20 protein-coding genes are annotated in these 22,878 nt (G+C 67.0%); 12 read left to right on the top strand and 8 right to left on the bottom strand.

Going from position 1 to position 22,878, the window contains the following annotated elements:
- Positions 1 to 21 precede the first annotated feature (21 nt).
- From ACFVJ5_RS20065 to ACFVJ5_RS20045, 5 genes are read right to left on the bottom strand one after another with little or no spacing between them, the layout of a single operon-like run.
- Entirely contained in the window at positions 22 to 1,710 is a 1,689-nt protein-coding gene (locus ACFVJ5_RS20065) for an ABC transporter family substrate-binding protein (protein ID WP_379222064.1), read from the bottom strand.
- A complete protein-coding gene (locus tag ACFVJ5_RS20060) occupies positions 1,707 to 3,401 on the bottom strand; it encodes an ABC transporter family substrate-binding protein (RefSeq protein WP_379222062.1) in 1,695 nt (564 codons plus the stop codon). The genes ACFVJ5_RS20065 and ACFVJ5_RS20060 overlap by 4 nt, the downstream gene beginning before the upstream one ends.
- A gap of 31 nt (positions 3,402 to 3,432) precedes the next feature.
- Complete coding sequence (locus ACFVJ5_RS20055; RefSeq protein WP_379222061.1) at positions 3,433 to 5,277, bottom strand: ABC transporter ATP-binding protein; 1,845 nt, start codon at positions 5,275 to 5,277, stop codon at positions 3,433 to 3,435.
- Entirely contained in the window at positions 5,274 to 6,242 is a 969-nt protein-coding gene (locus tag ACFVJ5_RS20050; protein ID WP_379222059.1) for an ABC transporter permease, read from the bottom strand. Before ACFVJ5_RS20050 ends, ACFVJ5_RS20055 begins: the two co-directional genes overlap by 4 nt.
- A complete protein-coding gene (locus tag ACFVJ5_RS20045; protein ID WP_379222057.1) occupies positions 6,239 to 7,216 on the bottom strand; it encodes an ABC transporter permease in 978 nt (325 codons plus the stop codon). The genes ACFVJ5_RS20050 and ACFVJ5_RS20045 overlap by 4 nt, the downstream gene beginning before the upstream one ends.
- Before the next feature lie 86 nt (positions 7,217 to 7,302).
- On the opposite strand from ACFVJ5_RS20045, the gene ACFVJ5_RS20040 reads away from it, so the two are divergent.
- Complete coding sequence (locus tag ACFVJ5_RS20040) at positions 7,303 to 8,130, top strand: HAD family hydrolase (protein ID WP_379222055.1); 828 nt, start codon at positions 7,303 to 7,305, stop codon at positions 8,128 to 8,130.
- A gap of 124 nt (positions 8,131 to 8,254) precedes the next feature.
- Here ACFVJ5_RS20040 and ACFVJ5_RS20035 read toward each other — a convergent pair whose 3' ends face one another.
- Entirely contained in the window at positions 8,255 to 10,591 is a 2,337-nt protein-coding gene (locus tag ACFVJ5_RS20035; protein ID WP_379222053.1) for an N-acetylmuramoyl-L-alanine amidase, read from the bottom strand.
- A gap of 216 nt (positions 10,592 to 10,807) precedes the next feature.
- Between ACFVJ5_RS20035 and ACFVJ5_RS20030 the strand changes: the two genes are divergently transcribed.
- On the top strand, positions 10,808 to 12,271 hold the full coding sequence (locus ACFVJ5_RS20030; RefSeq protein WP_379222051.1) for a SpoIID/LytB domain-containing protein: 1,464 nt from the start codon (positions 10,808 to 10,810) through the stop codon (positions 12,269 to 12,271).
- 26 nt (positions 12,272 to 12,297) lie between these two features.
- Here ACFVJ5_RS20030 and ACFVJ5_RS20025 read toward each other — a convergent pair whose 3' ends face one another.
- Positions 12,298 to 12,798 (bottom strand): MarR family winged helix-turn-helix transcriptional regulator, encoded by a 501-nt coding sequence (locus ACFVJ5_RS20025; protein ID WP_379222049.1) that lies wholly within the window; start codon positions 12,796 to 12,798, stop codon positions 12,298 to 12,300.
- A 104-nt stretch (positions 12,799 to 12,902) separates the two neighbouring features.
- Here ACFVJ5_RS20025 and ACFVJ5_RS20020 point away from each other — a divergent pair, with 104 nt between their 5' ends.
- The gene (locus ACFVJ5_RS20020) at positions 12,903 to 13,910 is read left to right on the top strand and encodes an EamA family transporter (RefSeq protein ID WP_379222047.1); all 1,008 of its coding nucleotides are present in this window, start codon (positions 12,903 to 12,905) and stop codon (positions 13,908 to 13,910) included.
- 12 nt (positions 13,911 to 13,922) lie between these two features.
- Here the strand turns inward: ACFVJ5_RS20020 and ACFVJ5_RS20015 are convergent, their stop codons facing one another.
- Positions 13,923 to 14,549, bottom strand: coding sequence for a TetR/AcrR family transcriptional regulator (locus ACFVJ5_RS20015; RefSeq protein ID WP_379222045.1), 627 nt, complete (start codon positions 14,547 to 14,549; stop codon positions 13,923 to 13,925).
- A 103-nt stretch (positions 14,550 to 14,652) separates the two neighbouring features.
- Here ACFVJ5_RS20015 and ACFVJ5_RS20010 point away from each other — a divergent pair, with 103 nt between their 5' ends.
- From ACFVJ5_RS20010 to ACFVJ5_RS19970, 9 genes are all read left to right on the top strand, one after another.
- A complete protein-coding gene (locus ACFVJ5_RS20010) occupies positions 14,653 to 15,363 on the top strand; it encodes an SDR family oxidoreductase (RefSeq protein WP_379222043.1) in 711 nt (236 codons plus the stop codon).
- A 55-nt stretch (positions 15,364 to 15,418) separates the two neighbouring features.
- Complete coding sequence (locus tag ACFVJ5_RS20005) at positions 15,419 to 16,177, top strand: MerR family transcriptional regulator (protein ID WP_379222041.1); 759 nt, start codon at positions 15,419 to 15,421, stop codon at positions 16,175 to 16,177.
- Positions 16,178 to 16,288: 111 nt separating this feature from the next.
- Positions 16,289 to 16,699: a hypothetical protein gene (locus ACFVJ5_RS20000; RefSeq protein ID WP_379222040.1), complete on the top strand. Its 411-nt coding sequence runs from the start codon at positions 16,289 to 16,291 to the stop codon at positions 16,697 to 16,699.
- A gap of 79 nt (positions 16,700 to 16,778) precedes the next feature.
- Entirely contained in the window at positions 16,779 to 17,324 is a 546-nt protein-coding gene (locus tag ACFVJ5_RS19995; protein WP_379222038.1) for a hypothetical protein, read from the top strand.
- A gap of 91 nt (positions 17,325 to 17,415) precedes the next feature.
- Positions 17,416 to 18,066 carry a hypothetical protein gene (locus ACFVJ5_RS19990; protein ID WP_379222036.1) on the top strand — a complete coding sequence of 217 codons (651 nt, stop codon included), beginning with the start codon at positions 17,416 to 17,418 and terminating at the stop codon, positions 18,064 to 18,066.
- 108 nt (positions 18,067 to 18,174) lie between these two features.
- Positions 18,175 to 19,413 (top strand): UDP-galactopyranose mutase, encoded by a 1,239-nt coding sequence (glf, locus tag ACFVJ5_RS19985; protein ID WP_379222034.1) that lies wholly within the window; start codon positions 18,175 to 18,177, stop codon positions 19,411 to 19,413.
- Positions 19,410 to 21,332 (top strand): glycosyltransferase, encoded by a 1,923-nt coding sequence (locus ACFVJ5_RS19980; protein WP_379222032.1) that lies wholly within the window; start codon positions 19,410 to 19,412, stop codon positions 21,330 to 21,332. Before glf ends, ACFVJ5_RS19980 begins: the two co-directional genes overlap by 4 nt.
- A gap of 98 nt (positions 21,333 to 21,430) precedes the next feature.
- Positions 21,431 to 21,919 carry a phosphatase PAP2 family protein gene (locus ACFVJ5_RS19975; protein WP_101468312.1) on the top strand — a complete coding sequence of 163 codons (489 nt, stop codon included), beginning with the start codon at positions 21,431 to 21,433 and terminating at the stop codon, positions 21,917 to 21,919.
- Between the two features lie 26 nt (positions 21,920 to 21,945).
- A complete protein-coding gene (locus tag ACFVJ5_RS19970) occupies positions 21,946 to 22,878 on the top strand; it encodes a decaprenyl-phosphate phosphoribosyltransferase (RefSeq protein WP_378989492.1) in 933 nt (310 codons plus the stop codon).

The following is a 22,878-nucleotide window of genomic DNA, read 5'->3' as shown; positions in this document are numbered from 1 at the left end:
CTTTCCGCGCGTGGCGGAGGGTTACTTGACGAAGCCGACCTTGGTCGCATCTGTCGATGCAAGACCGAAGGCGCCGTAGTTGGCTACCGTGGAACGCACCGCAATCGCGCCGGGAGACTGCACGATGGGGAGCGAGAAACCGATATCGAAGATCATCCGGTCCGCCTTGTTGGCAAGCTCGATGGCCTTTTCCGGGTCGAGCTCGGCGATGGTCTCTTCGATCAACGCATTGAGTTCCGGGGTTCCGATTCGGCCCTTGTTGCTCAGCCGGTTGTTCGGATCGTAGGCGTAGATCTGCGGCAGTACGCCGAGCGGCAGAATGCCACCGGACCAGCTGAACTGGACGATATCGAAGTTGCCCGGGTCGACGACATCTTTGAACAGGCCGTTGCCCGGCACGGTGCGAATATTCAGCTTCACACCCACTGCGGCCAGATTCTGCTGAGCGATCGTGGCGATCTGCACCCAGGCGTCCTGCTGGTACATGACGTCGGTCAGCTCGAGCTTTCGCCCGTCCTTCTCCCGGACCTCACCATTGAGTTTCCAGCCCAGGTCGTCCAGCATCTTGGCGGCCGCCGCAGGGTCATAGGACAATGGGGCGGAGTTGTCCTGGTAGCCCTTCTGGCCCTTCATGAAGATGTGGTTGTTCAGCGGCTCCGGCTTCTCGACCAGGCCGTTTTGGCGTGCGTTCGCGATCGTCTGTCGGTCGATTGCCTTCGAGATCGCGACGCGCAATTGCGGATCCTCGAGAATCGCACCCGGGGCGCCATTGAAGGTGAAGTGCGAGTAGGTCGTCGACGGCGCGCGCCGCACAACCAGCCCCGGCGAACCGGCCGCAGTCTTCACTTCTTCGATGCCGGAAACGGAAGCCGCATCGAGTTCGTTGTTCTGCAGAGCCGCCATGCGCGCGGAGTAGTCGAGCACGGCGAAGGTGATCGTGTCGAGCTTGGGCGTATTGCCCCACCACTTGGGGTTGCGGTTCAGCGTGATGCGCTGTTGTGCGCGGTCGATCGCGCCGACCAAGAAGGGACCTGCGGATACGGGCAGACTATTGCGTGCCCAATTTTCGAACGTGGCAGGTGATTCGGTGGATGCCTTCGGATAGAGCGGATTGAACATGCCTTTCCACTCGGCGTAATGCTTGGCGAAGGTGACCACGGCCTGGCGATCGTCGACGCCACGCTCGACCTTCTCCACTCGATCGAATCCGTCGGTGCCGCGAACCTGGAACGCGACGTCCTTGCCGCTCAGCGCCTGCGCCTGGGAGCGCATGTCCTCCCAGGTGATGGGAGTGCCGTCAGACCATACTGCTTCCGGATTGATCGTGTAGGTCACCTGTTGCGGCGCGGTGCCGGTGAGCTGGATATCGGTGAAGTAATCGTGGTCAATCGACAGTTCACCCGCCGCGTTAGACGTGACCGTGCCCGGCAGCGTCCATCCGACAACTGCGGAGACATCAGCACTCGCGTCAACGTGGTCCGAATTGAAGGTTTCAGGGAAGGCAGTCAGCGCCAGACGGAAATTGCCACCGTCCTGGACTTCACTGACATCCTTGGGATTGATGTCGTTCACGGCACCGATGGAGTCTGCGCCGATCTGCGAACTGTCATCGGACGCACAACCACCAATCGCCAACGTCATAGCGAAAACGGGCACCGCGATGCGGAAACCTGCCTGGCGGAGCCGCCTGGCGTACGTAGCTGTGGTCATTTCGTGAATCCGATCTTCGTGTAGTCGTACGTTGCCAACCCGGGGGAGCCGATGTTGGCGAGGGTGGTGCGGGCGCCGAAGCTGCCGTCGGACTGCATCAGGGGGAGGGAGTGGCCTTCTTCGAATACCTTGCGGTCGACCTGGTTTGCGAGGTCGGTGGACTTTTGCGGATCCAGTTCGGTGAGTGTGCGTTCGATGAGGGCGTTGAGTTCGGGGGATCCGATGCGACCGAAGTTGCCTTGGAGGTCGTTCGGGTCGTAGTAGTAGATCTGGCGCAGGCTGGCGAGGGGGAAAGGGTCGCCCTGGAAGGTGAACTGCGCGGCATCGAAATCGCCGGGCTGGATGACGTCGGTGAAATAGCCTGTGGCGGGCTTGGTGTCGATGGTGAGTTCGACGCCGATGGCGGCCAGGTTCTGCTGGATGATCTGCGCGATCTGGACCCAGGTCGGGTCGTTGTACATGACGTCGCGGATAACGAGCTTGCGACCGTCCTTGGTGCGGCTGTCGCCGGTGCGGACCCAGCCGAGGGCATCGAGTTCGCGGGACGCCGCATCCGGGTCGTAGCCGAGGCTGTTGTCCTGGTAGCCCTTTTGGCCCTGGAGGAAAACGTGGTTGTTCAGCGGCCGAGGGCTCTCGACGAGCCCGTTCTGGATGGCCGAAACGATGCCCTGTCGGTCGATCGCCTTCGAGATCGCCACGCGGACAGCTGGATCGGCCAGGATCGAACCGGGCGCGCCGTTGAAGGTGATGTGGCGCCAGCGATTACCGGGGGCCCGGCGGATGACCAGGTTCTCCGTGCCGCCGACTGTCTTCACGTCGTCGATGGTGGAGAGCTGGGCAAGGTCGAGTTCGTTGTTCTGCAAAGCCTGTACCCAAGAGGTGCGGTCGAGCACGCTGTAGGTGATGGTGTCGAGGACCGGCTTGTCGCCCCACCATTTCGGGTTGCGGCCCAGGACGATTCGGCCTTGCGATCGGTCGGTGTTCGTGACGACGAACGGACCAGCCGTGAGGCTGATCGCATCGACGAGGCTGGTGTTGAAGGCTTCTGGTGTGCTGGTCACCGATTTGGGGTACAGAGTGCTGTTACCCGCGAACTGGCCGCGCCAGTCGGCGAAGGGGGTGCTGAAGGTGAGGACCGCCTGGCGGTCATCGATGCCGCGCTCCACCTTCTCGACGAATTCGAAGCCGTTGGTGATCGCGATCAGGTAGCGCTTGTCCCGGCCGCTGAGCGCGTTCGCTTGGGCGGCGATATCTTCCCAGGTGATGGGCGAACCATCCGACCACACCGCACTCGGGTTGATCGAGTACGTCACTCGCATCGGGTCGGTGCTGGTCAGTGCCACATCGGTGAAATAGTCCGTGTCGACGCTGAGCTGGCCCGCCGCATCGATCTCGAAAGAGCGCGGCATCATCGGGCGCACGATCTCGGCGATCTCGGCTTCGTTTCCGTCGTTGGACAGCGTGTTCCAATTCGCCGGGTACGAGGTGGTCGCCAAGCGCAGGTTGCCGCCTTCGCGCAGCTCGTCGACACCCTTGGGATTGATGTCGCTGGTGGACCCGATCGCATCACTCAACCCGGCCGCCGACTCGTCGCCACCCCCACAACCCGCCACGATCATCCCGGCAGCCACCACCACGGCAGCACATCGCAATCGAGCACTACGCCCTGCTTGCATTCGACGGGTTCTCATGGCGCCTCCTCTTTCGGCTGGACCGACGTTCTCAGCCGCTGACGACGGGTTCCGGTACGGCCGAGATGAGCGAGCGCGTGTATTCGTGCTGAGGATCGGCGAAGATCTGCTCGGCCGGACCGGATTCGACGATCTTGCCCTGCAGCATCACCGCGATGTCGTGGGCGAGGTTGCGCACCACCGACAGGTCGTGGGAGACGAACAGGTAGGACAGTCCGTGCTCGGCCTGTAGGTCGCGCAGCAGGTTGAGGACGCCGGCCTGGATCGACACGTCCAGCGAGGAGACGGGTTCGTCGAGGACCAGCAGTTGGGTGTCGAGGGCCAGTGCGCGGGCGATGCTGATGCGCTGCTTCTGGCCGCCGGAGAAATCCGAGGGGTAGCGATCGGCGTGCTCGGGCCGCAACCCGACCTGCCGCAACAACTCCGGCACCCGCCGGTTGACTTCTTCGCGGGACCGGCCGTCGATGCGCAGTGGCTCGGCGAGGACGTCGAAGATCGGCAGGCGCGGGTCGAGGGAGGAACTCGGGTCCTGGAAGACGATCTGCATCTTGCGCCGGATCTCGCGGGTGCGCGCCTTGGTGAGGGTGGCGACGTCGTTGCCGAGCACTTCGATGCTGCCCGACTGCGGAGGCGCCAGATCCATGATCTGCGACAGGGTGGTCGACTTGCCCGAACCGGATTCGCCGACCAGCGCCAGGGTGCGGCCGGCGCGCACGGAGAAGCTGATGCCGTCGACCGCGCGGACCTCGCCGGTGCGGCGGCGCAGCAGCACGCCGGAGGTGAGGGGGAAGGTTTTCACCAGGTCGGTGACGCGCAGGACCACGTCGTCGTCGGTGCGGTCGGGGTGCGCCGGGGCCGGGATCTCCTTGCGGTAGGCCTCGAAGAGCTGATGCGTGCCGACCTCGGCGGTGCGGATGCAGGCGACCGAGTGACCGGGGCTCACCTTCTCCAGCGGGGGTTCGGCGGCGGTGCAGTCGCCGATCGAGACCGGGCAGCGTGGCGCGAACGAGCAACCGGGCGGCAGGGCGTGCATGGCAGGCGGGGCGCCGAGGATCGGGATCAGCGGCGTGCGCGGCGGGCCGTCCATGCGCGGGATGGAACCGAGCAAGCCGACGGTGTACGGCATCCGCGGGGCTGCGAAAAGCTCTGTGACCGGCGCGGTTTCGACAACCTTGCCCGCGTACATCACGGCGACCCGGTCGGCGACGGTGGCCGCGATGCCCATGTCGTGGGTGATCATGATGACGCCCGCGCCGGTGATATCGCGCGCCTTGCGCAGCAGCGCGAGGATCTGGGCCTGCACCGTCACGTCGAGCGCGGTGGTCGGTTCGTCGCAGATGATCAGCGCGGGATCGTTGGCGATGGCCATCGCGATCACCACGCGCTGGCGCATACCGCCGGAGAACTCGTGCGGGAACGCCCTGGACCGGGCCCTGGCATCGGCGATGCCGACGAGTTCGAGCAGCTCGATGGCCCGCTCGCCCGCTTCCTTGCGGCTCATCTCGCCGTGTGCGAGCAGGGCTTCCGCGATCTGATCACCGACGCGGTACACCGGGGTCAGCGCGGAGAGCGGATCCTGGAAGACCATGCTGATCGAGGAACCGCGCAGCTTCGACATCTGCTTGTCGCCGAGGCCGAGCAGTTCGCGGCCGCGCAGGCGCACCGATCCCTGCACCCGTGCCTGGTCGGGCAGCAGCCCGATCACCGCGAGCGAGGACACCGACTTGCCCGAGCCGGACTCGCCGACGATGGCGAGCACCTCGCCGTCGGCGACGGTGTAGTTCACCCCGCGCACCGCCTCGACGCGGCCTTCCTCACCGGGGAAGGAGACCCGCAGGTCGGTGACCTCGAGCAGGGGTGCGGTCGACGCGGTCATCGCTTCTCGGCTTTCTTCAACTCCACCTGCGCCTGCTCCTTGTGCTCGGCGACCTCCTTGCGCGACTTGCGCGCGCCGCGGGCGCCGGGGTCGAACGCGTCACGCAAGCCGTCACCGACCAGGTTGGCGGACAACACGATCGTGATCAGCAGGCCACCGGCGAACAGGAACAGCCACGGATAGGTGAGCGCCGATTTGGTGCCCGCCGCGATGAGCGATCCCAGCGAGACGTCCGGCGGCTGCACACCGAAACCGAGGAAGCTCAAACCGGTTTCGGCGCTGATCGCGGCACCGACCGCGAGGGTGGTGTCGATGATCAGGATCGAGGCGATGTTCGGGATGATGTGACTGAGGATCACGGTGCGGGTCGGCGCGCCCATATACCGGGCAGCGCGGACGAATTCACGGTCGCGCAAGCTCAGGGTGAGGCCGCGGATGATGCGCGCGGCGATCATCCAGCCGAACACGCTCAGCAGCACGATCAGGATCGCGATCGACCCCGAACCCTTGGTGCGCGGTGCGAACAGCGCGATGATGATGAAACTGGGGACCACCAGCAACAGGTCGACGAACCACATGATCGCGCGGTCGGGCCAGCCGCCGAGCAGTCCGGCCACCGCGCCCGCTGTCGCCGCGATGACGCTGGAGCAGATCGCCACGCAGAAACCGATGATCAGGGACTTCTGTAGGCCGCGCATGGTCTGGGCGAGCACGTCCTGACCGATCTGGGTGGTGCCGAACGGGTGCTCGAGACTCGGCGGTTTCAGCAGCGCCTTGTAGTCCATCTGCTGGTAGTCCCACGGCAGCAGTGGCGGCAGCACGAAACTGGCCACGAACATCAGCACCAGGATCACCGCGCCGACCACGGCGGGCTTGTTGCGCAGAAAGCGCCGCCAGACCAGTTTGCGGCGACCGGCCGCCGCGACCTCGGGGGCGCCGACGGCGATGAGTTCGGTTTCGGTCATGAGACACGCACCCTCGGGTCGAGCAGGGCAAGGACGACGTCGGAGAGCAACCCCGACACCAGCACCACCAGGCCGGCGAATGCTGTCACCGTCACCACCACGTAGAGGTCCTGGGAATTGATCGAATCGATCAGCCATTCGCCGACACCGTGCCAGCCGAAGATCTTCTCGACGAAGGTGGCGCCGGTGATCAAGGCGCCGAGGCTGTAGGCGAACAGAGTCGCCATCGGGATCAGCGCGGTGCGCAGGCCGTGTTTATAGAGCGCGTGATTGCGGGTCAGGCCTTTGGCTCTCGCTGTTCGGATGAAGTCGCTGCCGAGCACATCGAGCATGGCGTTGCGCTGGTAGCGGCTGTAGCCGGCCATGGATCCGAGCGCCAGCGCCAAGGTGGGCAGCACCAGATGCTGTGCGCGGTCGAGCATTTGGTTCCAGAAACCGTTGACCTGCGTGGCGGAGGTCTCGCCGGTGTACAGGAAGATCTGCGTTCCGGTCATCGTATTGATCTGTAGCGCGCCGTATTTCAACAGCGTCGCCAGCAAGAAGATCGGTGTCGAGATGATCAGCAGCGACAGCACCGTCGAGAAATAGTCGCTGAACTTGTACTGCCGGATCGCCCCCGCCGCGCCGATCAGCACGCCGAGCACGGTGCCGATGACCGAACCGAGGATCAGCAGCCGCAGACTCACCGCCACCCGTCTGCCCAGTTCCTCGCTCACCGGCTGCCCGGCCAGGGTGGTCCCGAAATCGCCTTGCACGACGCCGCCGAGCCAGGTGAGATAGCGCTGTGGGATCGGCTCGTCGAGATGCAACTGGTCGGCCTTCGCGTCGATCACCGACTGCGGCGGGCGCGGGTTGCGCTGCTCGAGGCTCTCGAGCGGGTTGAACGTGAGTGATGCGAGGCTGAACGTCAGAAATGATGCCAGCAGAAGGAGCACAACGTAGTTGAGTGTGCGCCGCAACAAGAAGCCGGTCATCAGTCCCCTCTGGATCGGGTAATCAGGCCCTGATCATAGGGACAGTCCGGCATCCCCGCGTGGCGACGTGCGGCAGGATAGATGGGATGACGCACCTGCACCCGAAACCGCGGCTGGTGGCCAGCGACGTCGACGGCACCCTGATCGACGACTCCGACAAGATCTCGGCGCGCACCAAGGCGGCCGTCGGGGCCCTCGTCGCCGACGGCGCCACCTTCGTGCTGGCCACCGGCCGCCCGCCGCGCTGGATCGACCCGGTCGTCAGCGAACTCGGGTACGCACCGCTCGCCATCTGCGGAAACGGCGCGGTCATCTACGACAGCGCCACCGATCGGGTGCTGTCGAGCCACACCCTCGACGTCGAGACCCTGAGCTGGTTGGCCGACATCGCCGAGCACGCGCTCCCTGGTTGCGGCCTGGCGACCGAACGGGTCGGGGCCAGCGCGCACGACGCCGTGACCCAGCAGTTCGTCAGTTCGCCGACCTACGAACACGCCTGGCTCAACCCCGACGACACCGTCGTCTCACACGCCGAGGTGATCGACTCACCCGCGATCAAAATGCTCATCCGGCTCAGTTCGGCCCGCAGTTCCGACATGCGCGCGGTGCTGGCTCCGCTCATCGGCGACCGCGCCGAGATCACCTACTCCACCGAGAGCGGGCTGATCGAGCTGGCGGTGCCGCAGGTGACCAAGGCGTCCGGGCTGGCCGAGGTCGCGCGCCGGATCGGCGCCGAACACTCGTCGATCGTGGCCTTCGGCGACATGCCCAACGATGTCCCGATGCTGGCGATGGCCGGGCACGGCGTCGCGATGGGCAACGCCCATCCCGAGGCCCGGGCGGCGGCCGACGAGGTGACCGGCAGCAATATCGACCACGGTGTCGCGATGGTCCTCGAACGCTGGTGGAGGTAACCCAGCGGCGCACCTCGTATGTCTCTACCCGAAGGGCCCCGCTCGAGCACGCCAGCGCTCCAATAAAACGGCCGGTGCCCCTCGCTCGGAGGGTGCACCGGCCGTTCTTCGCCGTGACCGGGGGTTAGCCGGTCGGGGCGGGTTCGGGAGCCGGCGGGTCTGCCGGAACCTGCTCGAGGGGGATCTGTTCAGCGAGTGCCGGTTCGGCGGGCGGGGCCTGCGGTTCGGCGGGTGCCTGCGGGTCAGCCGGAGCCGGCGCCGGAACCGCCAGTCCGAGGGTCGGGGCGGTGTGGGCCTGACCCGGCTTCGGCTGACCGTTCATTTCCTGCTTGTAGGTCTCGTCGTAGGTCTTCCAGAACGTCGTGACGATGCCCGTTAGCTCGTTGAGCACCAGCGAACCGTGCTGGAAATCGGTGCGGAGACCGTTCGGGACGAGGTACGAACTCGCGGTCGGCAGACCGAGTACGCCCGAATCGGCGCCCAGGCTCAGATACCGGTCGAGAATCGCGCCGACCACCTCGAACACCTGACCGCCCTCGCCCGAATAGACGAAACCGTTGGCGAACTTCGCGTACTGACGGCCCTGCGCGCCTGAGATCAGGTCCGACTGCGGTGCGCCGAGCGGACCGTCGACCCCGCCTTTGGCCACCCAGTGCTTGGCGATCGCGTTGTCGACGGACAGGCCGAGGAACTTGTCCACCATCGCGCCCAGTTCGGCCATGTTGCCCTGCGGTGCGCGGGCTTGCTGGCTCGGCGGACGATACGCGGTCGGGGGCGAGGTGTAGGTGCCGGAATTGCCCGCCGCGATCCCGCGGATGCGATCCATCAGCGCGTAGGCGGCGTCACCGGGGCAGTCGGTGTTGCCGACATCGCGGTGCGCGAACACCACCGGCAGGTCGACCGCTTCGTCGTACGCGTACGGGGTGAACTCGGTGCCCTCGGAGTACATCGTGGTCGTGCCCTTGGGATTGATCCCGGCGAGCTTGGCCCGCCAGCCGATGAACTTGCCGATCGCGTTGATCGACTCGTTGCTCGGATCCTCGGTCTCGTAGTTGCCCATCAGCGCCACACCCGCGGTGTTCTCGTTGAAACCGCCCGCGTGCGCGCCCTGGACCGCGCGGTCGAGGCCACCGTAGCGGCCTTCGAAGATCTGGCCGTACTGGTCGACCAAGGCGTTGTAGCCGATGTCGCACCAGCCGAGCGTTTCGGCGTGATAGGCGTAGATCGCGCGGACGATGCCCGCGGATTCGGAGCGGCTGTAGTCGTTGCGACCGGCCGTGTGGTGCACGGTGATGCCGCCGACGCCGTCGTCGTAGGTGGGTTCCTGGCAGCGGATCGACTCGTCGGCGCCCCACTGCGCGCGGGTGATGACCTTCGGTCCGCCACCGGGCAGCGCCGCGGCGACGTCGTTGAGCGCGGCATCGATCGCGGCCCGGCCCGGATTGATCAGGACGGCCTTGAGCGCGGCCTCGGTGAGGTGGGCCGGATCGTGGTCCGGGCCCGCGGTGGGCTTGCGGGTGACCAGCATCTGCACCGCGGTGGTCTCGCCGACGTAGATCGGTTCGGTGCCGGTGGGTGCGTCGGCCGGGGTCTGATCGGTGGCCCTGGTATCGACCGGATCGGCGTTGTACCAGGGGCCCCAGTTGCCGTCGAGCTGGCGAGCCCGCAGCTTGGTGGTGGTGTTCGCCATGTCGCGGGCGGTGACGGCGACCATGCTGAACGGGGTGTCCTGGGTGAGTTCCTTGACCTGCGCGCCCACCTGGTCGATGACGTCGGCGCCGACCGCGCCCGGTGAGAGGGCGGGGGTGTCGGGGGTCGTGCCGGGTTCGAGGTTCTCCGGGTCGGCGATGAATTTGGCTCCGCCGGAATGGCTTTGGGAGACCGGGGCGCCGGTGGCGGGTGCGGCCGGAGCCGCTGGAGGCTGGGTGGTTGTGCCTCCTGGCGCCGGAGCGGGCGCGCCCGGAGCGGGGGGTTGGGCTTGGGGTGTCGCGGCCGGTGGAGCCGGGGGCGCGGTCGGGACCGATGTGCTCGGGACCGGTGGGCGCGCGGGCGGCGTAGCGGCCCCGGGCGCCGCGGCACCCGGTGTGGCCTGCTGCGTCGGGGTCGGCTGCGGCTTCGTCGGCAGCTGCGGCAGCGGGATCTCGGCGGGCAGCGCCACGCCCGGGGGCACCGGTAATCCCGGGGGGATCGGGATCGAGCTCGGCAGCTGCAACATGCGCAGGTCCGAGAGATGCAGGTCGGGGAGGTCGAGGCCGGTCAGGTCACGCAGCGGGACCGTGATGTCGGGAGCCGCGGTCAGCGCGACCTCGGCCAGCTGCGTCGGCACGGCCGCGACCTGGGAATCGTTCGCGCTGCGGTAGTCGGTCGAGTCGCTGAGGGCGAACGCGCCGATCGGTGCGGCGACAACAAGGGTCGTGACCACCGGGAGCACGTAGGAACGTTTCGGCTTTCGGTATCGCACGTGCGACTCCTATCGGGTCGAGCTCGTGTTTTTTCGCGCATGTGATGCTTGCTTCCTCTAACCTCACGCATCACACTAGTTAACATACGTCACACATCTCAACCTCAACTCGAGACTTATGTGATTGCTCGAATGTAGCCCTCGGATCCCGCTAGGCGACGACGACATGCCGACGCGAGCTCCGCCGGTCGAACCGTGAAACCGTGGGAGCGCAGTATGAGAGCGGACACCAAGATCACCCGCAGTACCGGCCGTGGCGCCCGTCGCCGGGCCGTGCCGATGATCCGGACCGTGCCACTGCCGGTGCTGGTCAGCGGAACTGTCCTGGCGATGACCGGGGCGATCGGCCTGTGGCAGATCCTGCCGGGGCAGATCACGCCAACCGTCGGCGCCGGACACGGTCGCGGTATGAGTCAGGTCGGGGCGTTCGACAACGCGCGGGCGGGCTGGACGGCCGAGGAAATTCTCGGCCACTACTACCCCGGGGCTGATCTCGGGCAAATCGGACCGACAACGATCGGTGTCCGGCTCCAGGCGCAGGACGACGCCACCCTCGACACCTTCGCCGCCGCCGGTGCGCAGGTCGCCGGTCGCACGATCGGACCCGGCGACGCGGCCCATCTCACGCCCCTGCCCGACGGCGGGGCGAACGTGGTGGTGACCGCGGGCTGCGACGGTGAAGTGTTGTGGCAGGCCGCGACCGACGATCCCTTCGTCTATCCGGTCGGCGCCGGTGCGGGCAGACCCGCCGACGAACATCTGACCCTGTGCGGCGGCACCGCCTATCGCGGCGCGCTCGGGGTGGCGCTCGAAGGCGAGTCCTTCCGCACCGTCAACCAGGTGGACCTCGACGACTATTTAGCCGGCGTACTACCCGCGGAAATGCAGGCCAACTGGGCAGACCAGGGCGCCTTCGAAGCCTTGCGCGCACAAGCGATCGCGGCCCGCTCCTACGCGCTCGCCGAGAGTCGCTACGCCTACGCGCAGACCTGCGACACCACCGACTGCCAGGCGTATCCCGGTACGGTGAAAGAGGATTCGCGCAGTACCGAGGCCGTCGCCGCCACCACGGGCACGGTGTTGTTGCGTGACGGGCAGATCCTGCGTTCGGAATACTCGGCGGCGCCGGACGGCGGTAGGCCGGCCGATATCCAGACCTTCGAGGTCGGACCGGCGCCCAGCGAACTCGTCGAATCCGCCCCCGCCCCAGCGGTTCCCGCGACACCGGCACAGCCCGATCTGACCATCGAGGCGCTGGCGGGAGAGTCGGTGATCGACACCGAGTACCGGCGGATCGGCGGTGCGAACAGTTCGGTGGGCGAGCCGATCGGTCCGGAAATGCTGCTGCCGCAACGGGCAGGCACGTATCGGCTGTACACGAACGGTGTGATCGTCGCGACGAAGACGCTCGGCGCGCAGGTCGTCGACTTCTCCACGCTGCTCCAGCTCGTTCCGGACGTGGGCGACCAGTTGCCCACGACAGCATCGGGTCGGCCCAGGCTGAAGATGCCGGAAGGCAATGTCCCCCAGGCCGTTTCACCGGGCAATCCGCAGGGAGTGCAGTTCCCTTCGGATGCCGAGGTCAGAGGCGAGCCGGTACACGGTCCGGTGAATCCCGCTGCGCCCGGCGCGCACAACGGAGGGTCGCACGGCGTACCCGGCGTGCACGACGGGGAGTAGCCGGACGAAACCGCTGGGCCGCTGCGTCAGTCGAGCGTGGTGTCGTCCAGTGCGACGGCCAGGGTGCGCAACAGGTCGGCGAGCTGCTCGCGGTCCGTGGCGCCGAGGGCGGAGAGCAGGCGCTGCTCGTTGGCCACGTGCAGCGGCAGTAGCCGGTCGACGAGTTCGCGGCCCTCGGCGGTGAGCTGCACGAAGACCGAGCGGCGATCGTCGGGGGAGGGGACGCGCCGGACCAGGTTCTTCGCGGCCAGGCGGTCGATGCGGTTGGTGATGGCCCCCGAGGTGACCATGGCGGCGCGGTTGAGCGCACCGGCGGTGAGGCCGGTCTCGCCGCCGGAGCGACGCAGCGTGGCCAGCACGTCGAACTCCCAGAATTCCAGGCCGTGACCTGCGAAGAAGCGCTTCAGATCCTGTTCGAGGATGCGCGAGAGCCGGGTGATCCGGCCGACGATCGCCATCGGTGACACGTCGACATCCGGGCGCTCGATGTTCCAGTGCTCGGTGATCAGGTCGACCGCGTCGCGCATCATTTTTTTCCTCTCGATTGAAACTCTCAATGTTCATCTACTTGACGCAGAGATACCTGGGCGAGTAGATATTTCAATGTTGAGATTATCAATCAGGAGTGAACATGACGACCGCAACCCGCTCCACCGGCTACGCGGGCACCCTCGCGCTCACGGCTCTCACCCCGATCGTGTGGGGCTCCACCTACGCGGTGACCACGGAATTCCTGCCCCCGGACCGGCCGCTGTTCACCGCGCTCATGCGCGCGCTTCCCGCCGGATTGGTGCTGCTCGCGCTCACCAGGGTGCTGCCGCACGGCAAGTGGCTGGGTCGGGCCGCGGTGCTGGGCGTGCTCAATATCGGCGCGTTCTTCCCGCTGCTGTTCCTGGCCGCGTACCGGCTGCCGGGTGGTGTCGCCGGGGTACTCGGCGCGGTCGCGCCGATGTTCGCGCTCGGATTCGCCGCGGTGCTGCTGGCCGAAGCGCCGACTCGGCGCAAGGTGATCGCGGGCGTCGTCGGGGTGCTCGGTGTCTCGCTGGTCGTGCTCCGCGGCAATGCTGAACTCGATCTCCTCGGCGTGCTCGCCGGTCTCGCCGGTGCGGCCTCGATGGCCGCGGGAACCGTGCTCACCAAGAAGTGGGGGCGTCCCGACGGTGTCGGCCCGCTGGCGATGACCGGTTGGCAGCTCACCGCGGGCGGGCTGTTCATCGTGCCGCCGGCCCTGCTGATCGAAGGCGCGCCGCCCGCGCTCGACGGAGAGGCCGTCGGCGGTTACCTGTACCTCGGCATCATCGGCACCGCGCTGGCCTACTGGCTGTGGGTTCGTGGAATCTCGCGGGTGGCGGCGACGTCGGTGTCCTTCCTCGGTCTGCTGAGTCCGGTGTCGGCCGCGGTGATCGGCTGGATCGCGCTGGGTCAGGCGCTGACCGCCCTGCAGATCCTCGGCCTCGGTGTCGCGCTCGCGGCTACCGTCTTCGGGCAGATGCCGCCGAAGTCTGTCGTCGGAGGTGTCGCGGGAGAGCAGGTGTCGCCGGTGGGTGCGGTGCCGGATCCGGCCGAGCGGCGCAGTGACGCCGAGCCGACCGTGAAGTCTGGTGCACCGGAACTGGTTTCGGCGACTGCTCGGGTCTGAGCGCTGAACAGGTCAGCCGCGCATCGCCTGCATCAACTGGTCCTCGGTGAGGGCCGGAACCGGCAGGGGGTGCGCGGCTTTCGCGCGTAGGCCGTCGAAGATGAGGGCGAGATTGCGCCGCCAGAGGTCGGGGGCGACGGTGCTGGTGGCGGCGAGAACGCTGATGTGGGACCAGGTGATGAAGGCGATGTCTTCGAGGGTCCAGTCCGGGCGAAGGGCGCCGGCTTCCTGGGCGCGGACGATGATGCGGCGCATGAGGTCGTGGCCGTATTCGCGGGCGCGCTCGACGGCGGCGCTGGGGGGATTTCGCAGGGCGAGGTCGCCGAGAATGCGGTCCGATGCCTGGAGTTCGCAGATCTTTTCGACCAGAAAGACGAACGACTCCCACGGGTCGGTGAGTTCGAGTGCCTGTTCGGCGACCCGGCCGCCCGCTTCCAGCCGGTCGGCGACGGCGGCGGCGATGAGTGCGTCGCGGGTGGGGAAGCGGTTGTAGAGGGTGCCGATCGCGACGCCCGCGCGGGCGGCGATGTCTTTGAGCGGGGCGTCGAGGCCGCGTTCTTCGAAGACCTCGCGGGCTGCCGTCACCAGCGCGACGCGGTTGCGTTCGGCGTCACTGCGCAACGGCTTGTCCTCGGGCATCCGCTGATCCTACAAATCCGGTGGTCGAAATATCTTGAGCATGGGTTCAACTTAGTGCTACGTTCGGCATAACTTGAACCACCACTCAACTTAGGGGTATCTGATGAGTACGCTCGCGATCTTCGGCTACGGACCAGGACTCGGTGCCGGGACGGCACAACACTTCGGCCGCAACGGTTTTCGGATCGCGGTGATCGGGCGCCACCCGGTAGAACGCGCCGCGGCCCTGCGCGCAGAGGGCATCGACGCCGAACCGTTCATCGCCGACGTCACCGATCCCGCGCAGGTGCTCGACGTGATCGGCCGGGTCGAGGAGAACCTGGGGCCGATCGATGTCGCGCTGCATTCGGCGGCCGCCGATATGTCGGTCCGCAGCGCCACGACCATCGACGTCGACCTGCCTTCCCTCGCGCTGCCGATCGCGCTCAAGGTGCACTCGCCGATCCTCCTCACCCGCGCCCTGCTGCCCGCGATGATCGCCCGCGGCAGTGGCACGCTGCTGTTCACCTCGGGCGCCTCCGAGGAGTATTTGCAGCCCTACCTGGCAAATGTCGGGGTCGCGCTGGGGGCGCAGCGCGCCTACGTACGGCAGCTGGCTCGCGAAGTGGAAGGCACCGGCGTCTACGTCGGACTCTTCGCCATCGGCTCGCTCATCGAGAACAGTGCGGTCCAGGCGGTCATCGACGCCGACCCCGACCTCGTGCCCGCCGGGCTGGTGCTGCCGCGGATCGGCAATGCCGAGCTCGGCGCGCGGCTGTGGCAGATGTACACCGAGCGCGACACGGTGGAGGTCGAAGTCGGTTTCGCCTCTTGACCTTGACGTAGCGTCAACTTGCAGAGTGGAGGTACCGACGAGAAAGGAGCAGGTCATGGTGGGTGAATGGTCCATTCAGGACCTCGCGAAGGCCGCGGGAACCACCAGTCGTACGTTGCGCCACTACGGGCAGCTCGGGCTGTTGGAGCCGAGCCGGATCGGGGCCAACGGCTATCGCTATTACGACCAGACCTCTCTTGTTCGGCTACAGCGAATTCTGCTGCTGCGCGAACTCGGCCTCGGCCTTCCCGTGATCGCCGAGGTCCTCGCCGGGGAACAGGACACCGCCGGTGCGCTGCGCACCCATCTGGAACTGCTTCGGCAACAACAGGATCGGGTGGCGCGACAGATCGAATCGGTGTCGACCACTTTGCACAAGACGGAAAGAGGTGAACCACTCATGGCCGCAGAGGTTTTCGATGGTTTCGACCACACTCAGTACAAGGACGAAGTCACCGAGCGCTGGGGCAGGGAGGCATACGAGAGCGGTGATCGCTGGTGGCGTTCGCTGACCGACGCCGAGAAGAAGGACTTCCAGCAGACCCAGCTCGACATCGCCACCGACTTCGGAAAGGCCTGCACCGCAGGACTTCCCGTGGAAGGCGACGTCGTCCAGTCGATCGTCGCCCGGCATCGCGCCTTCCTCGGCGTCGGTACGCAGGGCAAGACGGTGTCGAACGAATATCTGCTCGGCCTCGGCGAGATGTACGTCGCCGACCCCCGCTTCCGGGTCAACTACGACGTGCACGGTCACGGCGTGGCCGAGTACATCCTCGAAGCCTTCCGGGCTTACGTCGCAGCTCATCCCGCCTGAGCGGTTGGCGGGCGCCCGATCGGGTAGTGAGGTGACCATCGCCCACACAGTGCTCGATCGGGCGTTCCGCCGTATAACTGACGGCGACGTCGACAAACAGCGGGGGCAGTGGTGGAACAGGTGCGGCCGGAGCGGCCTTCGCGTGCGGTGACCGCGCTGATCGCGGGCCGGCTCGGAGTGCTGGTCGGCGCGGCGGGAATCTTCGTCGGCACGGCGACCGCCGTACTCCGCTCGCTCGGGCGCGAGATCGACCTCGACTACGTGGGCGCGGGGATCGTCGGCGGGCTCGGGGTGGTGTACCTGCTCGGGGCGGTGCTGCTGTTGCGGCGGCGGATGCTCGGCAGGCGAATCCTGCTCACCATGGCCGCGGTGATGGCGGCGGCGACGTTGCTGGTCATCGTGCTCAACGGGGCCAGTCACGGCTGGCGGTTCGGGCCGCTGGACGCTTGGCTGGCGCTCAATGTGGTGATCCTCGCGCTCAGTTTGAGCGAGCCGACGCGACGCTGGACCATCACGCGATAGGTCGCGGCGGTGGCGGACGGTTCGACGCGCGTGGTTCTCGAACTCGGTACGCCGCGGCTGATGGCGCTACGGTCGGGGGATGGTCGTGCTGGAGACGAAGTCGAAGAGCGGTGAGGTGGCGGCGATCGTCGCCGTGTGCCTCGCGGGGGTCGCCGCCGCGGCGAATCTGGTGGGTGCTGTGGTTCTCGTGCGGTCGTTCCTGAGCGACCCCGGCGAACTCGACGACTCGCTCACGCTGTTCGCCACGCTCGGCGCGCTGGTGTCGATGTTCGCGTTCGCCTACGGCGGCCTGCTTCTGGCGCGCAGGGACGACACCGGGCGCTGGGTGATCGTGGTCGCCGCCGGAGCGCAGCTCGCCCTCGGGGTGCTCGGCCTGCTCGCCACGCTGGTGAACTACGACTCCGGGTACGGAATCCACTGGTTCGCCGACGAACCCGTTGTCCGCTCGATTCCGACCGGTCTCGGCGGGGTACCCGGCGCGGTGACGGCGATCGTGAATCACAGTTGGGCGGCGGCACTTTCGGGCGCGCTGTTCGGTGGGCTCGTGCTGTTGTCCGCGGCGCTGCCGTTGACCGCGGCCTACACACTCGCTCGCCCGGACGATGTTGTCGGACCGAACGTATAGTTTCAGCAGGTCAGCATTGCCGCGGAGGGTGCTGCGGGGCCGGGGAACGAGATAGCGGCTACAGGTACAGCTCGCCAGGAGGGGGAACACCATGGGGTATCCGTACGGCCCACAGCAGGGCCATGACCCGTACGCGGGGCAGGGGTATGCGCAACCCGGCTACGGACCCGACCCGTACGGTGGTCAGCCGGGCTATCCGCAGCCCTATGGCGCACCCGTCCAAAACAGTTATGGCGCACCGGTTTACGGCGCCGCGCCCTATCCGTACGCGCCGGGCTACGGTGAGCCGCGAGCGGGCGGCGGCACGGCGATCACCGCCGCGGTCATCTCACTGCTGCTGTCACTGCTCGCACTGGCCGGCCTCGGTATCGCCGCGGCGATCCTGTTCGGCGAGAACACCGGGAGCGCCGCCGGGGACGCGGTTCGATCCGCGGCGACCGTCAGCCTGCTGGTCGGGGCCGCGGTGGGCCTGCTGTGGTTGCTCGGCGCGATTCTGCTGTTCCGCCGCAAGACCGCGGGCCGGGTGATCCTCATCCTGCTGTCCACGCTCGCCCTGATCCTCAGCGCGATATCGATCGTGGCGGCGGTCTCGAGCGGGTCGGAAGAGCCGGCGGTCACCCTGGTCGGCGGCATCATCACCAGCATCATCCCCCTCCTGATCCTGGTCCTTGCGGCCGCGCCGTCCACGGGCCGCTGGATCCGAGCCGGGCGGCCCGGCGGATACCCGTTTCAGGGGTACTGACCGTGTCTGCTGGGCCTGCGCTTTCCTGAGGGATGGATCGGCCCTGGTCAAGGCGTGGTCGGAGACTCCGCCGGGACAAACTGTGGTCTTCCGATACGCTGGGCACCCGTGACCGCCGCATCGTCCTCGGGTAACTCCGTCAACGCAGATTCCAATGCCCCGGCAAACCAGTACGACCTGATCGTGGTCGGCTCCGGCTTCTTCGGGCTGACCGTCGCCGAGCGTGCAGCGAACGTGCTGGGCAAGCGGGTATTGGTGATCGACCGCCGCTACCACCTGGGTGGCAACGCCTACTCGGAACCCGAACCGGAAACCGGTATCGAGATCCACAAGTACGGCGCGCACCTGTTCCACACGTCCAACAAGAAAGTCTGGGACTACGTCACCCAGTTCACCGAGTTCACCGGGTACCAGCACCGGGTGTTCGGGCTGCACAAGGGGCAGGCGTACCCGCTGCCGATGGGCCTCGGCATGATCTCGCAGTTCTTCGGCCGCTACTTCACCCCGGAAGAGGCCCGCAAGCTCATCGCCGAGCAGGCCGCCGAGGTCGAATCCGCCGATGCGCAGAACCTCGAGGAGAAGGCGATCTCGCTGATCGGGCGCCCGCTCTACGAGGCGTTCATCCGCGATTACACCGCCAAGCAGTGGCAGACCGACCCGAAGGAACTGCCCGCGGGCAACATCACCCGCCTGCCGGTGCGCTACACCTTCGACAACCGCTACTTCAACGACACCTACGAGGGTCTGCCCAAGAACGGCTACACGAAGTGGCTGGAGAACATGGCCGCCTCCGACCTCATCGAGGTCAGGGTGAACACCGACTGGTTCGACGTGCGTGACGAGATCGTCGCGGCCAACCCGGAGGCGCCCGTCGTCTACACCGGCCCGCTCGACCACTACTTCGACTACGCCGAGGGCGAATTGGGCTGGCGCACCATCGACTTCGAGACCGAAGTCCTCGAGACCGGTGACTACCAGGGCACGTCGGTGATGAACTACAACGACGCCGACGTCCCGTTCACCCGCATCATCGAGCCGCGCCACTTCCACCCCGAGCGCGACTACCCGACCGACAAGACCGTCATCATGCGCGAGTTCTCCCGCTTCGCGCAGACCGGCGACGAGCCGTACTACCCGATCAACACCCCCGAGGACCGCGCCAAGCTGCTGGCCTACCGCGAGCGGGCCAAGCAGGAGACCGCCGAGAAGAAGGTGCTGTTCGGCGGCCGTCTGGGCACCTACCAGTACCTGGACATGCACATGGCGATCGGTTCGGCGCTGAGCATGTTCGAGAACGTGCTGCGTCCGCATCTGGAATCCGGTGCGCCGCTGGTGGACGAGGCATGACCAAAGCCATGCTCGAAGACGTGACCACCGAAACTCGCGCCATCTCGCTGCTGCAGCGGGTCATCCTGCCGCGGCCGGGTGAGCCCCTCGACGTGCGGACCCTCTACCTGGAGGAGTCCACCACCAACGCCCGTCGCGCGCACGCCACCAGCCGCACCGCGCTGTCGATCGGCGCGGAGTCGGAGGTGTCGTTCTGCACCTACTTCAACGCGCTGCCCGCCAGCTACTGGCGTCGCTGGAGCGTGCTGAAGTCGGTGGTCCTTCGCCTGGAACTGGCCGGGCACGGCCGCGCCGACGTCTACCGGTCCAAGGCAGACGGCTCGCGAATTCACGTGCAGGGCAAGGAGTTCGCCGTCGCGAAGGGCGCGGACTCGGTGGTCGTGGAGTTCGAAACCGATCTCGGCCCGTTCGAAGACGGTGGCTGGATCTGGTTCGACATCACCACCGACACGGCCGTCACGCTGCTGTCCGGCGGTTGGTACGCACCGCAGGAAGCGGCAGGCACCGGCTCGATCGCGGTCGGCATGCCCACGTTCAACCGGCCGACCGACCTGGTCAAGACGCTCGGCGCGCTCGGCTCGGATCCGTTGGTGCTCGACAACATCGCCGCGGTGATCGTCGCGGACCAGGGCAACCGCAAGGTGGTCGACGAGCCCGGTTTCACCGAAGCCGCCGCGACCCTCGGTGACCGGCTCTCGATCTGCGATCAGCCCAACCTCGGTGGTTCCGGCGGGTACAGCCGGGTCATGTACGAGGCGCTCAAGACCGACGCCGAGTACATCGTCTACATGGACGACGACATCGAGATCGAGCCCGACTCCATCCTGCGTGCCCTCGCGTTCTCCCGGTTCGCGAAGTCGCCGCTGCTGGTCGGCGGGCAGATGCTGAACCTGCAGGAGCGTTCGCACCTGCACAGCATGGGCGAGGTCGTCGACCGCGGGATCTTCATGTGGTCCTCGGCGCCGAATGTCGAATACGACCACGACTTCTCGAAGTACCCGCTCAAGGACCGCGACAACTCCAAGTTGCTGCACCGGCGCATCGACGTCGACTTCAACGGCTGGTGGACCTGTGTGATCCCGCGTCAGGTCGCCGAGGAGATCGGTCAGCCGCTGCCGCTGTTCCTCAAGTGGGACGACGTCGAGTACGGCCTGCGCGCCCGCGAGGCCGGCTACCCGACCATCACCCTGCCGGGTGCGGCTGTCTGGCACATGGCCTGGTCCGACAAGGACGACGCCATCGACTGGCAGGCGTACTTCCACCTGCGCAACCGCCTCGTGGTCGCGTCCCTGCACCTGCCCGGCGACGGCAAGCCGATGATCGTGAACACGATCAAGGCCACCCTCAAGCACCTGCTGTGCCTGGAGTACTCCACGGTCGCCATCCAGAACGAGGCGATCCGCGACTTCCTGGCAGGCCCCGAGGGCCTGTTCGACCTGCTCCCCACCGCGCTGGGCAAGATCCACGGCATGCGCAAGGAGTTCCCGGACGCGGTCGTCGTGCCCTCGTCCACCGAACTGCCGCTGGCCAACCGCCACGGCGTCGGCGCGGTCGGCGAACCGGGCAACCCGCTCGCGAAGGTCGCGCGCCTGGCCAAGGGCGTGGTGCACAACTTCCGCAAGGCCGATCCGGCCGCCTACGAGACACCGCAGCTCAACGTGCCGACCCTGGACGCGCGCTGGTACCTGCTCTCGCAGGTCGACGGAGTCACCGTGACCACCGCTGACGGCCGTGGCGTCGTCTACCGCAAACGTGACCCGCGCCAGGCCCGCGACCTGCTCAAGGAAGCCATGCGCCTGCGCAAGGAACTCACCGCCCGCTTCCCGGAGATGCAGCAGCGTTACCGGGCCGCGCACGCCGAGCTCACCAGCACGGCGGCGTGGGAGAAGACCTTCGGCCTGAACGGAACCGAGAAGTGACCGACACCGAACTGCCCGAGCTCGAACTGGCCGAGGAAGGCTGCTGCGGCAGCTGCGATTGCGACGGCGACTACGTAGAGGTCCCGGTCGAGGTCGCGATCCTCAACGCCGTGCAGGGCACCATCGGCAGCAACCCGGCCGTCGTCTCCGCCGCGCGCGGCATGTCGCACTTCGGCGAGCACGCGCTCGGCTGGGTCGGCATCGCCGCCGCGGGCTGGCTGGTCGACAAGCCGCGCCGCCGCCAGTGGGCCGGTGTCGCGGTGGGCGCGGTGGGCGCGCACGCCGCGTCCATCGTGATCAAGCGGATCGTCCGGCGCCCGCGCCCCAACGATCCGTCGGTGCAGGTCAACGTGTCGACGCCGAGCAAGTTGAGCTTCCCGTCCTCGCACGCCACGTCCACCACGGCCGCGGCGGTGTTGCTCGGCCGACTGACCGGGCTACCCTTGCCAGCGGTGATCGTCCCACCGATGCTGCTGTCCCGAGTTGTGCTCGGGGTGCATTACCCTTCCGACGTGATCGCCGGTTCCGCTTTGGGGGCCGCGTCGGCTGCTGCCGTGCTAGCCGCCGAAAAGAGACTCCGACAGTGACCGCAACTGAAAGAACTTTGGCCCAGATGAGCGAAGAACCGTCCGCCGCCGTCCTTGACGAGGGTGCTGTGAAGGGCCCGCCGAAGACTCTGCTCGGTGGTGTCATCAAGGCCATGCGCCCACGTCAGTGGGTCAAGAACGTCCTGGTGCTCGCCGCGCCGCTCGCCGTCGGACCGGAAGCGGTCGGCGACGCGGGCGTGCTCGTGCATGTCGCGATCGCGTTCATCGTGTTCTGCATGGCGGCCTCCGGCATCTACCTGGTCAACGACTCGCTCGACGTCGACGCCGACCGGGCGCACCCGACCAAGCGGTTCCGGCCGATCGCGGCGGGCGTCGTTCCCGTCAACCTGGCTTACGCGCTGTCGGCGGTGCTGCTGATCGGTTCGATCGCCGGTTCGTTCCTGGCTTCGTGGCACCTGGCCGTGGTGATGGCGATCTACATCGGCATCCAGCTGGCCTACTGCCTCGGGCTCAAGCACCAGGCCGTGCTCGACATCTGCATCGTGTCCTCGGGCTTCCTGCTGCGCGCCGTCGCCGGTGGCGCGGCGGCCGGAATCGCGCTGTCGCAGTGGTTCCTGCTGATCATGGCGTTCGGCTCGCTGTTCATGGCCGCGGGCAAGCGCTACGCCGAACTGGCGATCGCGCTCGACACCGGCGCCAAGATCCGCAAGTCGCTCGAGTACTACACCCCGACCTACCTGCGCTTCATCTGGACGCTCGCGGCCACCGCGGTCGTGGTCTTCTACGGCCTCTGGGCTTTCCAGCAGGACTCGGCTCGAGACACCCAGTGGTACTCGATCTCGATGATCCCGTTTACCATCGCAATCCTGCGTTACGCGGTCGACGTCGATGGTGGCGAGGCCGGTGAACCCGAAGAGATCGCGTTGGGGGACCGCATCCTGCAGTTCCTCGCTATTGCCTGGATCGGAGCGGTAGGTGTCGCTGTCTATCTCACCTGA

This window comes from Nocardia sp. NPDC127606 (genome assembly GCF_042671725.1).
In the GTDB taxonomy this organism is placed as follows: Bacteria; Actinomycetota; Actinomycetes; order Mycobacteriales; family Mycobacteriaceae; genus Nocardia.
Note: the sequence above shows the minus strand (reverse complement) of the source record. Positions and strands in the feature narration are given on the sequence as shown.

Excerpts from the sequence above, each read along its gene's own strand:
- ACFVJ5_RS20025 (WP_379222049.1), bottom strand. The coding sequence starts at position 12,798 with ATGCGCGACGCGGTCGACCTGATCACCGAGCACTGGAACATCGAGCGC.
- ACFVJ5_RS19970 (WP_378989492.1), top strand. The coding sequence starts at position 21,946 with ATGAGCGAAGAACCGTCCGCCGCCGTCCTTGACGAGGGTGCTGTGAAG.
- ACFVJ5_RS20055 (WP_379222061.1), bottom strand. The coding sequence starts at position 5,277 with ATGACCGCGTCGACCGCACCCCTGCTCGAGGTCACCGACCTGCGGGTC.
- ACFVJ5_RS20010 (WP_379222043.1), top strand. The coding sequence starts at position 14,653 with ATGAGTACGCTCGCGATCTTCGGCTACGGACCAGGACTCGGTGCCGGG.
- ACFVJ5_RS19990 (WP_379222036.1), top strand. The coding sequence starts at position 17,416 with ATGGGGTATCCGTACGGCCCACAGCAGGGCCATGACCCGTACGCGGGG.
- ACFVJ5_RS20065 (WP_379222064.1), bottom strand. The coding sequence starts at position 1,710 with ATGACCACAGCTACGTACGCCAGGCGGCTCCGCCAGGCAGGTTTCCGC.
- ACFVJ5_RS20005 (WP_379222041.1), top strand. The coding sequence starts at position 15,419 with ATGGTGGGTGAATGGTCCATTCAGGACCTCGCGAAGGCCGCGGGAACC.
- ACFVJ5_RS19980 (WP_379222032.1), top strand. The coding sequence starts at position 19,410 with ATGACCAAAGCCATGCTCGAAGACGTGACCACCGAAACTCGCGCCATC.
- ACFVJ5_RS20060 (WP_379222062.1), bottom strand. The coding sequence starts at position 3,401 with ATGAGAACCCGTCGAATGCAAGCAGGGCGTAGTGCTCGATTGCGATGT.
- ACFVJ5_RS20045 (WP_379222057.1), bottom strand. The coding sequence starts at position 7,216 with ATGACCGGCTTCTTGTTGCGGCGCACACTCAACTACGTTGTGCTCCTT.
- ACFVJ5_RS20050 (WP_379222059.1), bottom strand. The coding sequence starts at position 6,242 with ATGACCGAAACCGAACTCATCGCCGTCGGCGCCCCCGAGGTCGCGGCG.
- ACFVJ5_RS20020 (WP_379222047.1), top strand. The coding sequence starts at position 12,903 with ATGACGACCGCAACCCGCTCCACCGGCTACGCGGGCACCCTCGCGCTC.
- ACFVJ5_RS20015 (WP_379222045.1), bottom strand. The coding sequence starts at position 14,549 with ATGCCCGAGGACAAGCCGTTGCGCAGTGACGCCGAACGCAACCGCGTC.
- ACFVJ5_RS19995 (WP_379222038.1), top strand. The coding sequence starts at position 16,779 with ATGGTCGTGCTGGAGACGAAGTCGAAGAGCGGTGAGGTGGCGGCGATC.
- ACFVJ5_RS20030 (WP_379222051.1), top strand. The coding sequence starts at position 10,808 with ATGAGAGCGGACACCAAGATCACCCGCAGTACCGGCCGTGGCGCCCGT.
- ACFVJ5_RS20040 (WP_379222055.1), top strand. The coding sequence starts at position 7,303 with ATGACGCACCTGCACCCGAAACCGCGGCTGGTGGCCAGCGACGTCGAC.